The sequence below is a fragment of the Lentibacillus populi genome, assembly GCA_014642895.1.
GTDB lineage: Bacteria > Bacillota > Bacilli > Bacillales > Amphibacillaceae > Lentibacillus_C > Lentibacillus_C populi.
In genome coordinates, this window is sequence record BMJD01000002.1 from 204,311 (window position 1) to 222,112 (window position 17,802).

At 40.9% G+C, this 17,802-nt stretch carries 12 protein-coding genes; all 12 read left to right on the forward strand.

The features are described from left to right. Positions 1-240 precede the first annotated feature (240 nt). The 12 genes from parE to IEX12_RS02925 all read left to right on the forward strand — a co-directional run bounded on the left by parE (position 241) and on the right by IEX12_RS02925 (position 17,800). The gene (gene parE / locus IEX12_RS02870; protein ID WP_088050306.1) at positions 241-2,196 is read left to right on the forward strand and encodes a DNA topoisomerase IV subunit B; all 1,956 of its coding nucleotides are present in this window, start codon (positions 241-243) and stop codon (positions 2,194-2,196) included. Positions 2,197-2,312: 116 nt separating this feature from the next. Continuing rightward, a complete protein-coding gene (gene parC / locus IEX12_RS02875) occupies positions 2,313-4,763 on the forward strand; it encodes a DNA topoisomerase IV subunit A (RefSeq protein ID WP_088050307.1) in 2,451 nt (816 codons plus the stop codon). Between the two features lie 142 nt (positions 4,764-4,905). Then, positions 4,906-5,517, forward strand: a complete 612-nt coding sequence (locus IEX12_RS02880) for a TetR/AcrR family transcriptional regulator (protein ID WP_188724624.1) — start codon at positions 4,906-4,908, stop codon at positions 5,515-5,517. A gap of 93 nt (positions 5,518-5,610) precedes the next feature. Continuing rightward, positions 5,611-6,753 (forward strand): acyl-CoA dehydrogenase family protein, encoded by a 1,143-nt coding sequence (locus tag IEX12_RS02885; protein ID WP_088050309.1) that lies wholly within the window; start codon positions 5,611-5,613, stop codon positions 6,751-6,753. A 26-nt stretch (positions 6,754-6,779) separates the two neighbouring features. Next, positions 6,780-8,429: an AMP-binding protein gene (locus tag IEX12_RS02890; protein WP_088050310.1), complete on the forward strand. Its 1,650-nt coding sequence runs from the start codon at positions 6,780-6,782 to the stop codon at positions 8,427-8,429. Continuing rightward, positions 8,426-9,781, forward strand: coding sequence for an acetyl-CoA carboxylase biotin carboxylase subunit (locus IEX12_RS02895; RefSeq protein ID WP_088050311.1), 1,356 nt, complete (start codon positions 8,426-8,428; stop codon positions 9,779-9,781). The genes IEX12_RS02890 and IEX12_RS02895 overlap by 4 nt, the downstream gene beginning before the upstream one ends. A gap of 13 nt (positions 9,782-9,794) precedes the next feature. Next, positions 9,795-10,007, forward strand: a complete 213-nt coding sequence (locus IEX12_RS02900; protein WP_088050312.1) for an acetyl-CoA carboxylase biotin carboxyl carrier protein subunit — start codon at positions 9,795-9,797, stop codon at positions 10,005-10,007. 89 nt (positions 10,008-10,096) lie between these two features. Further along, positions 10,097-10,879 (forward strand): enoyl-CoA hydratase, encoded by a 783-nt coding sequence (locus IEX12_RS02905; protein WP_088050313.1) that lies wholly within the window; start codon positions 10,097-10,099, stop codon positions 10,877-10,879. 17 nt (positions 10,880-10,896) lie between these two features. Beyond that, positions 10,897-12,426 (forward strand): acyl-CoA carboxylase subunit beta, encoded by a 1,530-nt coding sequence (locus IEX12_RS02910; RefSeq protein WP_088050314.1) that lies wholly within the window; start codon positions 10,897-10,899, stop codon positions 12,424-12,426. A gap of 340 nt (positions 12,427-12,766) precedes the next feature. After that, the gene (locus IEX12_RS02915) at positions 12,767-13,255 is read left to right on the forward strand and encodes a flavin reductase family protein (RefSeq protein WP_102415217.1); all 489 of its coding nucleotides are present in this window, start codon (positions 12,767-12,769) and stop codon (positions 13,253-13,255) included. 62 nt (positions 13,256-13,317) lie between these two features. After that, positions 13,318-13,773: a CBS domain-containing protein gene (locus IEX12_RS02920; protein ID WP_088050316.1), complete on the forward strand. Its 456-nt coding sequence runs from the start codon at positions 13,318-13,320 to the stop codon at positions 13,771-13,773. 400 nt (positions 13,774-14,173) lie between these two features. Further along, positions 14,174-17,800 carry a dynamin family protein gene (locus IEX12_RS02925; protein WP_188724625.1) on the forward strand — a complete coding sequence of 1,209 codons (3,627 nt, stop codon included), beginning with the start codon at positions 14,174-14,176 and terminating at the stop codon, positions 17,798-17,800. Positions 17,801-17,802: the final 2 nt, after the last annotated feature.

Below are 17,802 nucleotides of genomic sequence, written 5' to 3' on the forward strand. Positions count from 1 at the left end.
ATTTGAGGGAGCTTTCCTTGATGCTCTCTTACTACGCCGTCCCGACCTTCAAGACCCAATTTAGCGACTTTTGAACATCCTTTTGCGCGGGTATATTTCACATGATTGCTATACAATCCGAAATTAATTGTAGTATACTATTAGACATGCTCAGGTATGAATAAGACAAAATATACTTTACAACGACAAACATTCGTTCTACTATAGAAATAAGAGGTTAAGGAAGGGGCAGTGTCTACATTGGTTAAACAGCCATTACAATATTCTGATGATTCGATTCAAATATTAGAAGGTCTTGATGCGGTAAGAAAAAGGCCTGGTATGTACATCGGGAGTACAGATACGCGCGGGCTCCATCATTTAGTTTTTGAGATTGTTGATAATGCTGTCGATGAAGCGTTGGCTGGATTCGGAGAGCTTATCAAAGTAACGATACATAAAGATAATAGTATCTCGGTTGAGGACGGCGGCCGGGGGATACCAACAGGAATGCATAGTACTGGCAGACCAACGATTGAAGTCATTTTTACCGTTTTGCATGCTGGTGGGAAATTTGGTCAGGGCGGCTACAAAACGAGTGGCGGATTACATGGTGTTGGTGCCTCTGTTGTCAACGCCCTGTCCGAGTGGATGGAAGTTACCAGTTTTCGCGACGGTTACGCTTATTTTCAACGGTTTGAAAGCGGTGGGAAACCGGTCGGAACCTTGGAAAAAAGAGGCGCGACACGTAAGAAAGGTTCGATCATCCAGTTCAAGCCGGATAACACTATCTTCTCAACAACGGTATTTAATTTTGAAACCTTATCAGAACGGTTGCGTGAGGCAGCATTTCTCTTAAAAGGATTAAAAATTGAATTAATCGACGAACGGGAGAAACAAAAAGAAGTTTACCAATTTCCAGATGGATTGGAATCATTTGTTACCTATTTGAACGAAGAAAAGGATACGCTCCACCCGGTTGTTTCATTTGAAGGCCAGCAACAGGAAATTGAGGTTGATTTTGCTTTTCAGTTTAATGATGGTTACGCGGAAAGTATGCTTTCCTTTGTGAATCATGTGCGTACAAAAGATGGTGGTACACATGAATCTGGAGCAAGAAGTGCGATAACACGAAGCTTTAACGACTATGCCAGAAAAACAGCTTTGTTAAAAGAAAAGGATAAAAATTTGGAAGGTACGGACATTCGGGAAGGATTTACAGCGATTGTATCTGTCCGGATTCCTGAGGAGAAACTGCAGTTTGAAGGCCAAACAAAAGGAAAGCTTGGGACATCGGAAGCAAGGTCAGCTGTAGATGCAGTTGTTTCCGAGAAGCTGGCATACTTTTTGGAGGAAAATCCGGACGTTGCCGGATTGCTGATTAAAAAGGCGATTAAGGCAAAAGAGGCAAGGGTTGCAGCCAGAAAAGCACGGGAGGAAGCAAGGTCAGGCAAGAAGAAACGGCGAAAAGATACACTTTTAAGCGGAAAATTGACACCAGCTCAATCCAAAAATCCGAAGAAGAATGAATTATATTTAGTGGAGGGGGATTCGGCCGGCGGTTCCGCAAAACAGGGCCGTGACCGTAAATTTCAAGCAGTTCTTCCGTTAAGAGGAAAGGTTATTAATACGGAGAAAGCTAATCTTCAGGATGTATTCAAAAATGAGGAGATATCAACAATTATTCACACAATCGGTGCAGGCGTTGGCGGTGACTTTGATTTAGACGATGTTCAATATGATAAAATTATTATTATGACAGATGCTGACACGGATGGCGCACATATTCAAGTACTGTTGTTGACTTTTTTTTACCGATATATGCGATCTTTAGTTGAAGCTGGCAAAGTTTATATTGCATTACCACCTTTGTATAAAATTTCCAAAGGTAAAGGAAAAAGTGAAAAGATCGTCTATGCCTGGGAGGACAGTGAACTAAAGGAAGCATTAAAACAGTTTAAAAATGGGTATACGATCCAACGTTATAAAGGGCTTGGCGAAATGAATGCTGATCAGTTATGGGAAACAACCATGAATCCAGAAACGCGTACACTGATTCGGGTAACCATCGAGGATCTGGCAAGAGCCGAACGAAGGGTGACAACGCTAATGGGTGATAAGGTCGAACCAAGAAGGAAATGGATTGAAAGTCATGTCGAATTTGGCATGAATGATGATGCTAATATTTTAGAGAATGATAAGATTCATACGGAATAGATTATAGTAGTATGTCCGAAAACTTACCAAACAATAGTGGTTAACTTTAGAGTTGGCTAGTTTTTAATTGGCGATTTTTTTTGAATGTATATGTTATGGAATAAGGGGGGATTGGTTTGGCACAACCAGAGAAATATTTGGATCTTCCACTTGAAGAAGTTATTGGTGACCGATTTGGAAGGTATAGTAAATATATTATTCAGGACAGAGCATTACCTGATGCGCGAGATGGCCTAAAACCAGTACAACGAAGAATTTTATATGCCATGCATGAAGAAAAAAACACCCATGATAAAAATTATCGTAAATCCGCCAAAACAGTTGGTACGGTAATTGGAAATTATCATCCACATGGTGACTCACCTGTTTACGAAGCGATGGTCCGGTTAAGCCAGGAGTGGAAGGTACGTAATGTGTTGGTGGAAATGCATGGCAACAATGGCAGTATTGATGGGGATCCTCCAGCGGCAATGCGGTATACGGAGGCAAGACTCTCCAGTATTGCATCAGAGCTGCTGCGTGATATTGACAAAGAAACGGTCGATTTTATGCCGAACTTTGATGATACGATAAATGAACCAGTCGTATTACCTGCCAAGTTTCCCAATCTGCTTGTGAACGGGTCAACAGGGATTTCATCGGGGTATGCAACAGATATCCCGCCACATAACTTGGGAGAGGTTATCGATGCGGTTATTAAAAAAATCGACAAACCTGCTGTGACTATAGATGAATTAATGGATGTCATAAAAGGACCTGATTTTCCAACCGGCGGGATTATTCAGGGTATTGATGGTATCCGGAAAGCATATGAAACCGGTAAAGGAAAGATTATCGTTCGGGGTAAAGCCGAGGTAGAAACGATTCGTGGCAATCGGGAACAAATCATCATTAATGAAATCCCGTACGAAGTCAACAAAGCTACTATGGTCAAAAAAATTGATGAGCTGCGAATCGACCGGAAAGTAGAAGGGATAGCTGAAGTCCGTGATGAAACAGATCGTACCGGATTAAGAATTGTAATTGAGCTGAAGAAAGACGCCAAAAGTGAAGGTGTCTTAAAATACTTGTACAAAAACACCGACTTGCAAGTTACATACCATTTCAATATGGTAGCTATCCAGGATAAAGCACCGAAGTTATTGTCATTACCACAAATGCTTGATGCCTATATCACCCATCAGAAAGAAGTAGTAACAAGGCAAACAACCTTTACACTGAGAAAGGCAAATGAACGTGCGCATATTGTCGAAGGATTAATCAAGGCAATTTCTATTTTGGATGAATTAATTGCAACCATTCGCGCATCCAAAGACAAAGGAGACGCCAAAAAACGTATTATAGCAGCATATGGATTCTCCGAGGCGCAGGCCGAAGCAATCGTAACGTTGCAATTATACCGGCTGACCAATACCGATATTACGGCACTTGAAAAAGAAGCAGATGGACTGCGCAAAAAAATTACGGAATTGGAAGCCATTTTAGCTAGTGAAAAAAAACTGCTGCAGACGATTAAAACCGATTTAAAACAATTGAAAAAAACGTATGCTGATAAGCGGCGGACGATTATTGAGGATGAAATTGAAGAATTAAAGATTAACATCGAAGTAATGGTCGCAAGTGAAGATGTCCTCGTTTCCGTGTCAAAGGATGGTTATATCAAACGAACAAGCCTCAGGTCATATGGAGCATCGAATGGGGAAGATTTTGCGATAAAAGAGGAGGATCATTTAGTAGGTTTAATTGAACTGAATACGACAGATAAACTATTGCTGTTTACGAATAAAGGGAAATATATTTATCTCCCGGTTCACGAACTTCCTGATATCAGATGGAAGGACATTGGCCAACACATATCGAATATTGTTGCCATTAATAATGACGAGCGGATTATTCAATGTATCCCTGTCAGGGAATTTTCAAGTGACCGCTATCTTGTCTTTTTTACAAAAAATGGTATGGTGAAAAAGAGTGAACTGCCGTTATATGAAGCACAGCGCTATTCAAAAGCATTAGTAGCGCTTAACTTAAAAAATGATGATGAGCTTGTTAATGTTTATCAGACAGCTGGACATTCCGATATTTTTATCACGTCCAATAAAGGATATGGATTATGGTATCACGAGTCAGATGTGTCGCCTGTTGGGCAGCGTGCAGCAGGTGTAAAGGCGATTCAACTGAAAAAAGATGAATACGTTGTAAGTGGACAAGTGTTTGATGATTTAGCTGAACCATCAATTGTCCTGGTAACCCATCGCGGAGCTTGCAAGCGCATGAAATTAAATGAATTTGAAAAAACTGGTCGGGCAAAACGCGGGCTGGTTATGCTCCGGGAGCTCAAACATAAAGCACATCGGGTCCGTGGGGCATTCGCCATAAACGAGAATGATACAATTTGCTTTAAAACGAGTACAGGAGAAATATACAGTTTGTACCCGCTAGAATTATCGGCCAGCGACCGGTATAGTAATGGGTCGTTTATCATTGATACCGATACCCAGGGTGAGGTTACGGAAGCATGGAAAGACGCTGACTATCAGCAACCATTTACTGAACAGGAAGAATAAAACAGTTGCCGGGTTCGTCCCGGCTGACTATTACACTCCTCATCTTGTTAAATCGTAAAAATAGACTTTTTCAAAAAATACTTCATATACTCTGAAAAATATGATAAGGTTAAATTACATATTTTCCAAAGAAGGGGGTCCTATGTCTGATTTAAGAAGCAAAATCGTTCAGGCATCACTATTGCTGTTTGAAAAGCATGGTTATCATGGCGTAACTGTCAATGAAATCGTTGAAAAAGCGGGCGCCTCCAAAGGCGGCTTTTATCATCATTTTACATCAAAGGACGAATTATTGTTTGTTATCCATGACACATTTATCACGTACGCGTTAGAAAAAGCAACAATCGCAAATGAAACGTTTGTATCACCCACTGAAAAACTGCGGGCAATTATTAAGGAATTTGTTAAAGTATTTGATTTATACAAACCGCATATTGCTGTTTTTTATCAGGAAACAATCTATTTAAAATCACAATATGAAGTACTGATAAAAAGGAAGCGTGACCAATTTAAGCACATAATATTAGAGACAATCCGCGAAGGCAAGGCATGTGGTGAGTTTCGTGAGGATCTGTCCGTAGACATTACCGGAATGGCGATATTGGGAATGGTCAACTGGACATACAAATGGTACAATCAATCAGGTACAAAGACGATTGATGAAATCGGTGATATTTTTGTGGATTTAATCTTGCATTCCGTTCTATCAGGGGGGAGAACTTACCGGGAAAATTATATACTAACAAATAAATGAAAGCGTTTTTATTAACTGGAAGTGTCCACTTTCATTTTTTTACTACACGAACAGACCAACCAGTCGGTCTTGTTGTTACAAGGGGGATTTAACATGAATTTTGAGCTAACAAAAGAGCAAGCCATGATTAAAAAAATGGTCCGTAATTTTGCGGAAAATGTTATTAAACCACGAGCAATCGAAATTGATAAAACGGCCAAATTTCCGTTAGATATTTTTGAACAGATGGGGGAACTAGGGTTATTAGGTATTCCATTTCCTGAGCAATATGGCGGTTCTGGTGGCGACACGATTTCTTATGCAATTGCTGTTGAAGAAATTGGCCGGGTCTGCGGCAGCACCGGCTTAAGCTATGCAGCAGCAGTTTCATTAGGCGCCAGTCCCATTTATTATTTTGGAACGGAGGAACAAAAAGAAACATTTTTGCAGCCACTCGCAGCAGGAAGTGCTCTAGGATCTTTTGGACTGACTGAGCCAAATGCAGGTTCGGATGCAGCAGGTACTAAGACAACTGCTGTGGCTGATGGTGATGATTACATTATCAATGGTGAAAAATGTTTTATTACGAATGCAAATTACGCGAAAACCATTATTGTTACTGCTGTTACGGGAAAAGATGAACGGGGCAAAAATATAATAAGTGCCATCATTGTTCCAACTGATACGGAAGGTGTTACAACGAAAAGCAACTACGATAAAATGGGTGTCCGCGGATCGGATACGGCGGAAATTGTTTTGGATCATGTTCGCGTACCAAAGAAAAACCTGCTGGGTGATCCGGATAAAGGCTTCAAACAATTTTTACATACCCTTGACGGCGGCCGAATTTCCATCGGAGCACTAGGGTTGGGGATCGCTCAAGGCTCACTGGAAAAGGCGCTGGAATATGCCAAGGAAAGAAAACAATTTGGTAAATCCATTTCCAATTTCCAGGCTATCCAGTTCAAGCTTGCCGATATGGCAATGGAAGTAGAGCTGGCGCGGAATATGGTACACAAGGCTGCCTGGTTAAAAGATCGAGGGAAACCGTTTACAAAAGAGGCTGCTTTTGCTAAATTATATGCTACAGAGACCGCATTCCGCTCGGCGAATCAGGCTATTCAAATCCTTGGCGGTTATGGTTACATGCGGGAATATGAAGTGGAACGTTATTTGCGGGATGCAAAACTATTGGAAATTGGCGAAGGAACTTCCGAGATTCAACGACTTGTGATCGCTAGACAACTAGGATGCTAGAATAAAGGAATGAAAGGAGAACGTTCATGAGTTTATTAAATCTGACGGTTGGCGAGTTATTAGAAGAACAAGTGAATTTGTATCCGGATCAGGAAGCGGTTGTCTATCCAGAGTTGAACCTAAGAAAAACATACAAAGAATTTAATGAAATGGCTGACCAAGCGGCAAAAGGGCTAATGTCTTTAGGGATCAAAAAAGGAGAGAATGTGGCCATTTGGGCTGATAATAAACCGGAATGGCTAACGGCACAGTTTGCAACAGGAAAGATGGGGGCAGTACTTGTTACTGTCAACACGAATTATCAGGCACAAGAACTGGAATATCTATTAAAGCAATCCGAATCTACAACATTAATTTTGGCAGAATCCTATAAAGGGACATCCTACATCGATATTTTGCAACAGGTATGTCCTGAGTTCACAGATGCAGAAAAAGGGAATCTCCAGGCGCAAAAGGCTCCCCACCTGAAAAATATTATTGTGATTAGTGATCAAGATTATCCAAACGCCTATACGTGGAAAGAAGTAATGAACAAGGCCGCAGAAGTTAGTGATGGGACACTTGCGGAACGTAAAAATTTCTTACGCTATGATGATGTGATTAATATGCAATACACTTCCGGGACAACTGGTTTTCCCAAGGGTGTCATGTTAACTCATTACAATATCGTAAACAACGGCAAACAGATTGCTGATTGTATGAAACTGACAAATGAAGATCGGCTCTGCATTCCGGTTCCTTTTTTTCATTGCTTTGGCTGCGTGTTGGGCGTACTTGCAGCCGTTTCCAAGGGAACAACAATGGTTATATTGGAGCAATTCGATGCAGAAAAAGTGATGAAAGCTGTTTCAGATGAAAAATGTACCGGGTTGCATGGGGTTCCAACAATGTTTATTGCCGAATTAAATCACCCGAATTTTTCCAAATATAATTTTTCCTATTTGCGTACAGGAATCATGGCCGGATCAACGTGTCCAATTGAAGTAATGAATGATGTCATGACCAAAATGGGAGCCTCCGAAATTACGATTGCCTATGGCCAAACCGAATCATCACCGGTAATCACCCAGACAAAAACAGATGATCCAATTGAATTGAAAGCACGTACGGTTGGCAGGGCACACCCGAATGTTGAAGTAAAAATAACAGTACCAGGAACAAACGAGGAGCAGGAGCAGGGGCTGCCTGGTGAATTGTGCACGAGAGGGTATCATGTGATGAAGGGTTATTACAATAACGAAGCAGCAACAAATGCTGTAATCGATAGTGAAGGCTGGCTCCATACAGGGGATCTTGCCGTTATGGATGAAAATGGTTATTTAGAAATAACCGGTCGCATGAAAGATATGATTATCCGTGGCGGCGAAAATATTTATCCACGGGAAATAGAAGAATTTCTTTACCAGCATCCGGATATTCTGGATGTGCAAATAATTGGCGTGCCTGATGCGAAATATGGTGAAGAAGTAATGGCCTGGATTGTCTTAAAAGAAGGTATTCTGTTGACCGAAAAGGACGTACGGCAGTTTTGTGAAGGGAATATTTCCAGGCATAAAATCCCGAAATATATTCAATTTGTTGATGATTACCCAATGACGGCAAGTGGAAAAATCCAGAAATATAAATTGAAAGAACTTGCGTCAAAGCAATTTGAACAGAAGGGTGCGAGTTTATGATTAAAAAAATATTGATCGCAAATCGCGGTGAAATTGCAGCCCGGGTGATACGGACGTGCAAGAAATTAAACATCCGTACGGTTGCTGTTTTTTCCGAAGCGGATCAAAAGGCACCATTTGTCGCACTTGCGGATGAAAGCTATTTACTTGGCCCGCCGCGTGTTAATGAAAGCTATTTAAAAGCAGATAAAATAATCCAAATCGCAAAGGAAGCGAATGCGGATGCAATTCATCCCGGCTATGGGTTTTTGAGTGAAAATGCTGTGTTTGCCGAGAAGTGTCAGGAGGCTGGGTTAACGTTTATCGGTCCACGCGGTGCTATCATGAAAAAAATGGGAAGTAAAATTGAAGCAAGGAAAACAATGCAGGCAGCAGGTGTCCCGGTTGTTCCCGGAACAGATGGTGCAGTCGAAAGTGCTGATGAGGCACTCGCAATCGCTAAAGAAATTGGCTATCCAATCATGTTGAAAGCATCTGCAGGCGGTGGCGGAATCGGAATGCAAGTTGTCGAATCTGATGCAGAATTGACGAAGGCGTTTGCCAGCAATTCCAAACGTGCGGAAACCTTTTTTGGTGATGGGGCGATGTTTATGGAGAAAAAGCTGGAAAACGCGCGTCATATCGAGGTTCAGCTCTTAGCCGACGAGTACGGGAATGCCGTTCATTTGTTTGAACGGGAGTGTTCCATTCAGCGCAGAAATCAAAAGGTAGTCGAGGAAGCACCATCTCCATTTATCTCCGAAATGACCCGGATGAAAATGGGGGAAACAGCTGTAACAGCAGCCAAAGCAATCGGTTACACAAATGCTGGCACAATTGAATTTCTTGTTGATGAAGAAGAGAACTTTTACTTTTTAGAAATGAATACGAGAATTCAAGTAGAACATGCAATTACCGAAGAAATTACCGGGCTGGATATTGTGGAGGAGCAGATTAACATCGCAAATGGGGAAGCATTAACTATTGATCAGGCCTCATTAAACATTAATGGGCACGCAATTGAGGTTCGGATTTATGCGGAGGATCCCGTATCCTTTTTCCCTTCTCCAGGACATATTACAACGATGGAAGCACCAGCTGGAGAGAATGTAAGAAATGAGCTTGCGGTAACCGCAAATTATGATGTAACCCCTTACTATGATCCGATGATAGGCAAGCTGATCGTGACCGGAGCAACAAGAGCTGAGGCAATCGAAGTACTGAAGTCCGCGCTGGGAAACTATAAAATTGACGGAATTAAAACGAACATACCGATGCTTGAAACGGTAATTGATCATGAAGCATTTAAAGCTGGCAACACAACTACAGCATTTGTACAAAAACATTATTTACCAATGGTTAAAACCAATTAAGGAGGAAACAACAATGCAGGAAGTGAAAGCATCAATGGCAGGAAGTGTATGGAAAATTACAGTTAATAAAGGGGAAAGTGTGGAAGAGGATCAGGATATTGTCATCTTGGAATCAATGAAAATGGAAATACCGATTGCTAGTGAAGAGGCAGGTACCGTAAAGGAAATAAAAGTTGCGGAAGGCGATTTTGTTAACGAAGGAGACGTTATCGCGATTATTGAATAACTATATTTCTTAACCAATGCTCGTGCTCCTTTGAACAGGTATTGCGGGTATTGGATTTTGGCATGAATATTTTGTCAGGAGGGTTTAGGTTGACCGCACTTGTCCATTATGAAATGACAGATGACCATATCACAATCATAACGTTAAACCGACCAGAGGCAGCTAATGCCATGTCAAAGCAGCTGCTTGCGGAATTAGATGAATGTGTTCACAACATTAATCAGGACAATGAAATTCGCTGTGTTATCATAACAGCAGCAGGAGAAAAGGCTTTTTGTGCAGGTGCCGATTTAAAAGAACGCAAGGGAATGAATGATCGGCAAACAATCGAAGCGGTCCGCTATATTGGGGACACGGTTACAGCTGTTGAGCAAATAAAGATACCGGTTATCGCCGCGATCAATGGTGCTGCTTTTGGCGGAGGATTAGAGCTGGCACTCGCTTGTGACATCCGTATCGCATCCGGGAATGCCAAAATGGGGTTAACCGAAACCTCACTTGCTATCATTCCAGGTGCAGGGGGAACACAACGGTTAACGAGATTAATCGGAGTAGGGCAGGCAAAACGATTGATTTTTACAGCAAAACCAATCTTGGCTAAAGAAGCGTTGGATATAGGGCTGGTCGAGCAAATCAGCCCTGCAGATAAATTAAGAGAAAATACACTCGAACTTGCCAAACAGATTGCCCAAAACGGACCAATTGCATTAAGACAAGCGAAAACAGCTATCAATCTGGGCTTGCAAACTGATCTTGCAACAGGTCTGAACATTGAGCATTTATGTTACAGGGAAACCATTCCAACTAGTGACAGGAGTGAGGGACTGGCAGCATTTAAAGAAAAAAGAAAAGCCGTATATGCCGGAAAATAAGTTAGGGGGCTGTAAACATGACTTATGTAGAAGATTTACAACAACGGGTAGCGAAAATAAAACAAGGCGGAAAAGAAAAATACCATCAAAAAAATGCCGAAAAAGGGAAATTATTTGTTCGCAAGCGATTGGAATTACTTTTTGACGAGGACATTGACATAGAAGATGCATTTTTTGCAAATTGTGTAGATGATTCGCTGCCATCGGATGGCGTTGTCACCGGCATTGGCAGCATAAACGGCCAGACTGTTTGTGTAATGGCCAATGATTCAACGGTTAAAGCAGGTTCATGGGGGAAGCGCACCGTTGAAAAAATTATTCGCATTCAGGAAACAGCGGAGAAGCTTGAAATGCCAATGCTATACCTAGTTGACTCAGCCGGTGCCCGGATAACCGATCAAATCGAGATGTTTCCCGGGCGCAGGGGAGCGGGGCGGATTTTTCATAATCAAATTAAATTATCAGGCAGAGTACCGCAAGTATGTTTGTTGTTTGGTCCATCCGCGGCTGGCGGAGCATACATACCAGCATTTTGCGATATTGTCATCATGGTTGACGGGAATGCTTCCATGTATCTTGGTTCACCACGGATGGCGGAAAAGGTAATTGGTGAAAAGGTTTCACTTGAAGAAATGGGTGGGGCAAAAATGCATTGCTCGATTTCTGGCTGTGGAGACGTCCTGGTGAAAACAGAGAAAGAAGCAATTGCCTATACCCGCAACTATTTAAGCTATTTCCCAGCAAATTTCAAAGAAAAACCAAAAGCTATCACGGCAAAAGATGTGAAAGCATTTGATAAGTCAATTTCTGATCTGATTCCGGAAAATCAAAATGCTCCATTTAATATGTACGATTTTATTGATCGCATTATTGATGAAGACAGTTTTTGTGAAATTAAAAAGAAATTTGCGAAGGAACTAATTACCGGCGTTGCCCGTATTAATGGAAAATCAGTTGGTATTATTGCGAATCAGCCACGAGTTAAAGGTGGCGTTTTGTTTCCTGATTCAGCCGATAAAGCGGCAAAATTTATTCAATTATGTGATGCATTCAATATTTCCTTATTATTCTTGATGGATATCCCGGGCTTTATGATTGGTACGAAGGTGGAACGTGCCGGCATCATCCGCCACGGTGCAAAAATGCTTGCGGCAATGAGCGAAGCAACTGTTCCCAAAATTTCTGTTGTAGTCAGAAAAGCATATGGTGCCGGGTTATATGCAATGGCCGGACCGGCATTTGAACCAGACTGCTGTTTAGCATTGCCGACTGCCCAAATTGCAGTTATGGGACCGGAGGCAGCTGTTAATGCTGTATATGCCAACAAGATTGCCGAACTTCCGGAAGAGGAGCGCCCAACATTTATTCAAGAAAAACAGGATGAATACAAAGATAATATTGATATTTACCGGTTGGCCTCGGAATTAGTTGTTGATGCTGTCGTGGAACCTGATAGATTGCGTTCAGAATTGGTAACACGTTTTGCCATGTATGAATCAAAGGCTGTCTCATTTACGGAAAGAAAACATGGGGTTTACCCGGTATAATTTATGAAAGCAGGTCATCATACGGTTTTAATTCGTATGATGACTTTTTACCTTGTTTAGCTTGATACATTATTAGCCTGTAGCAGTTTTTAATTGGTTTTTAGAGGAATGCTGAAGTTTGGTTGAAAGTTGCTGAACTGGGGCTGGAAAATGCTGAAGATTTTTGAAAGTTTCTGAACCAAGCCAGAAATTCGCTGAACCGTCTTGATTATCTCCGCAAAAACATAATCTAGTTTATGATAATAATATTATGTAAAGTAAAGCATCTTTTTTCTATTTTTCTTTTATTGGTGATATCCTTGTTTTGAGTGAATTAGGAGGAAGGTGGGGGAATTCCATAATGGATAGTCGGTTTTTTCGTGATGCTATGGGGAAGTTTGCAACCGGTATCACAATTGTAACAACAAACTATAATGACGAGATTATCGGGATGACAGTAAACGCATTTATGTCCGTTTCACTGGATCCTAAGCTAATTGCTATCTCCATTGATGAAAAAGCTTCTATGTACGATAAGCTGCAAAACACGAAAAAATTCGGATTAAGTATCTTATCAGAAGATCAAAAGGAATTGGCGATGATTTTTGCCAGACAGATTGAAAAGGATCGACAAAAAATACCTTATATAGAACTAGATAATATACCAGTTATCGATAATTCACTTGCAGCAATGTCCTGTTATGTTAAAGATACGGCTAAGGCAGGGGATCATATGATTTTGATTGCCGAAGTAACCCAAATCAATATGGGGCAAGGGGATCCGGTCTTATTTTTTGGTGGTAAATACCGTTCTATCGCATCAAATAAACATACCAAGTCCAACAAGTAAGAATGGCAATTCATGATTTGGTAAAATATACTTAATGTATAAACCTATAATGGGGTGATAAAATGAAGGTTAGTGAATTTATGATTACTGACGTTATTTCCGTTACAAAGGACAGGTCAATAAGAGAATTGCTGGAACTGCTTGTAAAAAATAAAATCGGCGGTGTCCCGGTTGTGGACGAACAGAATAGACTATGTGGAATGGTAACAGATGGTGATGTCATTCGTTTTTTACAGCCTAAGGGCAGAACTGTTTATGATATGTATGCACTCGTTATTTTCAGTGAGAGGGAAGACCTGCAGCATAAATTGGATTACGCTGTTGATGATAAAATTGGCAACCTGATGCGAAATAAACCAATTTATTCGGTTCATCCTAATGATACTTTGGATGCGGCAACATCGATCTTTTCCAAGCACCGCTTTAAGAAAATACCTGTTATTGATGATGACAATAAAGTTGTAGGTGTTATCAGCCGTGGTGATGTAATCCGTTTTATTTCAACAAAATTGATTTAACTATATGTGTGTGCAAAAGTCGCCCACTTATCATTTGGTGACCTTTGAACTCCATTATAGTCGAAATGATTAGGACTTCTGTATCGCGCAGAAGCCCTTTTATTTTAAAGCTTAGGCAAAAGGGCTGGATAATTTTGTATATTTGTATAGCATGTAGTAAGGAAGGTTTTTGATATTTAAGGCGGACTTACATAAAGTGATTGCAATATTGATAAGCAATTTGTTCATCGTTGAAATGCTATTTAATATTGGGAGACTGGCCGTTTTTCTCTTTAATGCAGGTAAGTGTCATTATGGTTTAAAGAAATATCCGTACATTTAGTGATCCGGTAGCATTTGGGTGTGAAACAACGTATAATAGAAGTATATGAACTGTTAAATAAGAAAGGAAATGTGCATCTTGGAATTGACTACTTCACCACCGCAAGCGGGAAAAGAAGAGCTTACAGCGCTGTATGAAGTGATGCTTGCAAATGGAGATCAAGAAAGCGCAACGAAGATACTGGAGTTATATAAGAAGTGGAAAAATGATGAATTTGTCGTTAGCTTTGCCGGCCACTTTTCAGCAGGCAAATCAACGATGATCAATACCCTTTTAGGGGAAGATATCCTCCCTGAAAGCCCGATCCCAACAAGTGCTAATGTTGTGAAAATCACTTCTGGTCTAGGTGTAGCGCGGATCTATTTTCATGATCAGGCCCCAATGGAATATAAAGAACCGTACGACATGGAAACGATTAAAGACTATTGCAAAGATAAAGATACCATTAAAAAAATAGAATTAAGCACTTCCGGAACTATTGTACCAGAGCGGACTGTCATTTTTGATACGCCCGGCATTGATGCAGCAGATGACGCGGATCGTTTGATTACAGAGGCGTCGATGCATCTTGTTGATCTGCTAGTGTATGTCATGGATTATAATCACGTCCAATCCGAGGTGAATCTGCAATTTTTGCATACATTGCATGAAAAACGAATTCCGTTTTATGTGGTGATTAATCAGATAGATAAACATGACAAAGCGGAAATATCCTTTCAAATGTTCGAAAACAGTGTAAAACAAACGTTTCAGCAATGGAACATCATTCCTCAAGCAATCTTTTATACATCATTAATAGCTGAAAATAGTGCACATAATCAGTTTCAGCAGTTAAAAGCGGATTTATTTTCCTTGATGACGGATGGCCGGGATGAATCACCTTCAATCGCCCATTCTGTTCAGCAAATAATGGATGAGCATAAACACTATTTAAATCATGAATTTGCGGCAAAAATGACATCCTTTCCCGGGCAAGGTGGGGAGAAAGATGATATTTACCTGCACAAACAGGCGCTTGAACAACAGATAATGGATGTAGAAGATAGTCATCGGCAGCTGGATGAGGATTTTCATCATGAATTGCAATCGACCTTAAACAATGCTTATCTAATGCCGCACGAATTACGAGAGAAGGCAGCAGCGTTTTTAGAGGCACAGCAGGACGATTTTAAGGTTGGACTATTTAGCACAAAGAAAAAAACAGCTGCGGAAAGGGAAGTCCGTTTACAGACTTTTTTGTATGCATTGCGTGAAATGATGGAAGCAGCTATTCAATGGAAATTACGTGATAAATTTACCGATCTGCTGAAGAGATACGGGGTAACCGATCAAGGACTTTTGGAATTAGCCCAGCAGGTTTCGGTTGACTATACAGCAGAGAATCTTATTGGACTAATTACCCCCGGTGCAAAAGTGAATGGTCAAGCGGTGCTAAATTACACAAACGAGGTCAAACAGGATATAAAACAAAAATATAAACGTAAGGCGCTGCAATTATGGGAAGCGATTGATAAGCAAGCAGCCAAGGAAAATAACCGGAAACTGGCAGACTATCAAAAGAAACTGGCACAGTTGACAAATGCAATTCAGCAGCATGAAGAGATCGCGAAGTTGAAACAGACGTTACGAGATAAACAAAAGCAGCTGGAAGATATACTGCATTATCCAGATCGATATGCTACCATTTCATTGGATCAGGCCGTTTTAGAAAAAAATACCCGTTTCGAACAACGTACCCTTTTAAAGCAGGCGCCAGATGATAACACGCAACCGTTACCAGAAGTCCGGCAGCAGGTTATACCGCACAACGATAAAACACAATCCGTTGATGCTGTTACCGAAAGTATGGGACAAACGATTGAAACGATTACTTTATTACCAGGTTTTCAGTCGATCATTGCTGACTTAACAAGAAAACGGCAGCAGTTGCTTGAACGGTCTTATACAATCGCGCTGTTTGGAGCGTTTAGCGCCGGAAAATCATCGTTTGCCAATGCATTGATTGGTGAAAATGTTTTACCAGTATCACCAAATCCAACAACGGCAGCAATTAACCGGATATGTCCTGTCACGGAAGACCATCCTCATGGCACTGTTGTCGTACACATGAAGACAGAAGATACATTGTATGCTGATTTATTTGCGATTACGAAGCATTTTTCACCGGCAGCTGCTGATTTTACTGACCTGATTCAGTGGGTAAACACAAATAACATACAACAAAGCAGCGAGCTGAAGCAAATGCATCAATCCTATTTACAGGCCATGCTGACCGGTTATCAGGAAAGTAAGGATGCAATTGGGGATCAGCTTGTCATAACAATGGACGGCTTTCAAGATTATGTCAGTGACGAAACGAAGGCATGTTTTGTGGAAGCAATTGATCTCTATTTTGATTGCGAGCTGACGAGAAAAGGAATTACCCTTGTCGATACACCTGGGGCGGATTCCGTTAATTCACGACATACAAATGTTGCATTTGATTATATCAAATATGCGGATGCAGTATTTTTCGTCACCTACTATAACCATGCATTGTCACGGGCAGATAAAGACTTTCTCATGCAGCTTGGGCGGGTAAAGGATGCATTTCAGCTTGATAAAATGTTCTTTATTGTTAACGCCTGCGATTTGGCAAAAGACGATAAGGAACTGCAATTAGTAACCGATTATGTGGAAAGTCAATTAGTACAATTAGGTATTCGTCTTCCTCGAATTTTTCCGGTCTCGAGTAAACAGGCATTGCTGGCGAAACAAAAACAGGCAGCTGTTGATCATCATATGCAGCAATTCGAGCGGGAATTTTATCAGTTTATCCATAACGATTTGGCTGCTTTATCGATTCAAGCTGCTTTACTGGATATAAAACGGGCATATCAATCGATAACGAATTATATTGTATCAGCAAGTTTAAATGAACAGGAAAAAGAACAATACCGGATACAGCTTTTTTCAAAACGGGAAATGCTGGAACAAGCGGCGAGTGAAATGGATGCTGGTTTGTATGCAGAACAGATCAGGCAAAAGCTGGATAAACAATTGTATTACGTCATGGAACGGTTCGGCATTCGCTTTCATGATATGTTTAAGGAATTCTTCAACCCGGCAACGATAACAGAATCAGGTCAACAGGCCACACAACAATTGACTAAGAGTCTTGCTGAGCTTCTGGATTATGCGGGATATGAATTAGTACAAGAATTACGCGCTGTTTCACTAAGAGTCGAAGCTTTCCTAAAGTCGCTTGCTAATGATGCCTACCAAGGGTTCAAAAGGAAAGCCGAACAAATCGATGAAAAATTGCTGCTCCCTAAATTGGGTGCTGTTGATCTTTCAACCCCCGAGCATGAACAAGCATTTACCGAGCTTGATACAGGGATTTTTCAAAAAATACTGGGTCGCTTTAGAGGAACGAAAGCGTTTTTCGTGAAAAATGAAAAAGAGAAAATGAAGGAAGAGCTGTATCAGACGTTAACACCTTATGCCGAGGACTACATGATTGAAAATAAAGAAAAAATGATGTCCTCCTATCAGAAACAATGGAACGACATGATGAAACAAGTGCAGCAGGATACACTGGAAACGATTGACAAATATATTGATGACGCCTTATCGATGCTGTCGGAAATGATCGATATTGATTTATTAAAGGCGAAGCAGCAGGAGCTTCGAGCAATTATGGCTGAACATGGAAATGAGGGTTGAGG

What these genes read in the sequence shown, in the direction of transcription:
- IEX12_RS02915 (WP_102415217.1), top strand. Translation starts at nt 12,767, where the DNA reads ATGGATAGTCGGTTTTTTCGTGATGCTATGGGGAAGTTTGCAACCGGT.
- IEX12_RS02900 (WP_088050312.1), top strand. Translation starts at nt 9,795, where the DNA reads ATGCAGGAAGTGAAAGCATCAATGGCAGGAAGTGTATGGAAAATTACA.
- IEX12_RS02895 (WP_088050311.1), top strand. Translation starts at nt 8,426, where the DNA reads ATGATTAAAAAAATATTGATCGCAAATCGCGGTGAAATTGCAGCCCGG.
- IEX12_RS02890 (WP_088050310.1), top strand. Translation starts at nt 6,780, where the DNA reads ATGAGTTTATTAAATCTGACGGTTGGCGAGTTATTAGAAGAACAAGTG.
- IEX12_RS02885 (WP_088050309.1), top strand. Translation starts at nt 5,611, where the DNA reads ATGAATTTTGAGCTAACAAAAGAGCAAGCCATGATTAAAAAAATGGTC.
- IEX12_RS02910 (WP_088050314.1), top strand. Translation starts at nt 10,897, where the DNA reads ATGACTTATGTAGAAGATTTACAACAACGGGTAGCGAAAATAAAACAA.
- IEX12_RS02920 (WP_088050316.1), top strand. Translation starts at nt 13,318, where the DNA reads ATGAAGGTTAGTGAATTTATGATTACTGACGTTATTTCCGTTACAAAG.
- IEX12_RS02880 (WP_188724624.1), top strand. Translation starts at nt 4,906, where the DNA reads ATGTCTGATTTAAGAAGCAAAATCGTTCAGGCATCACTATTGCTGTTT.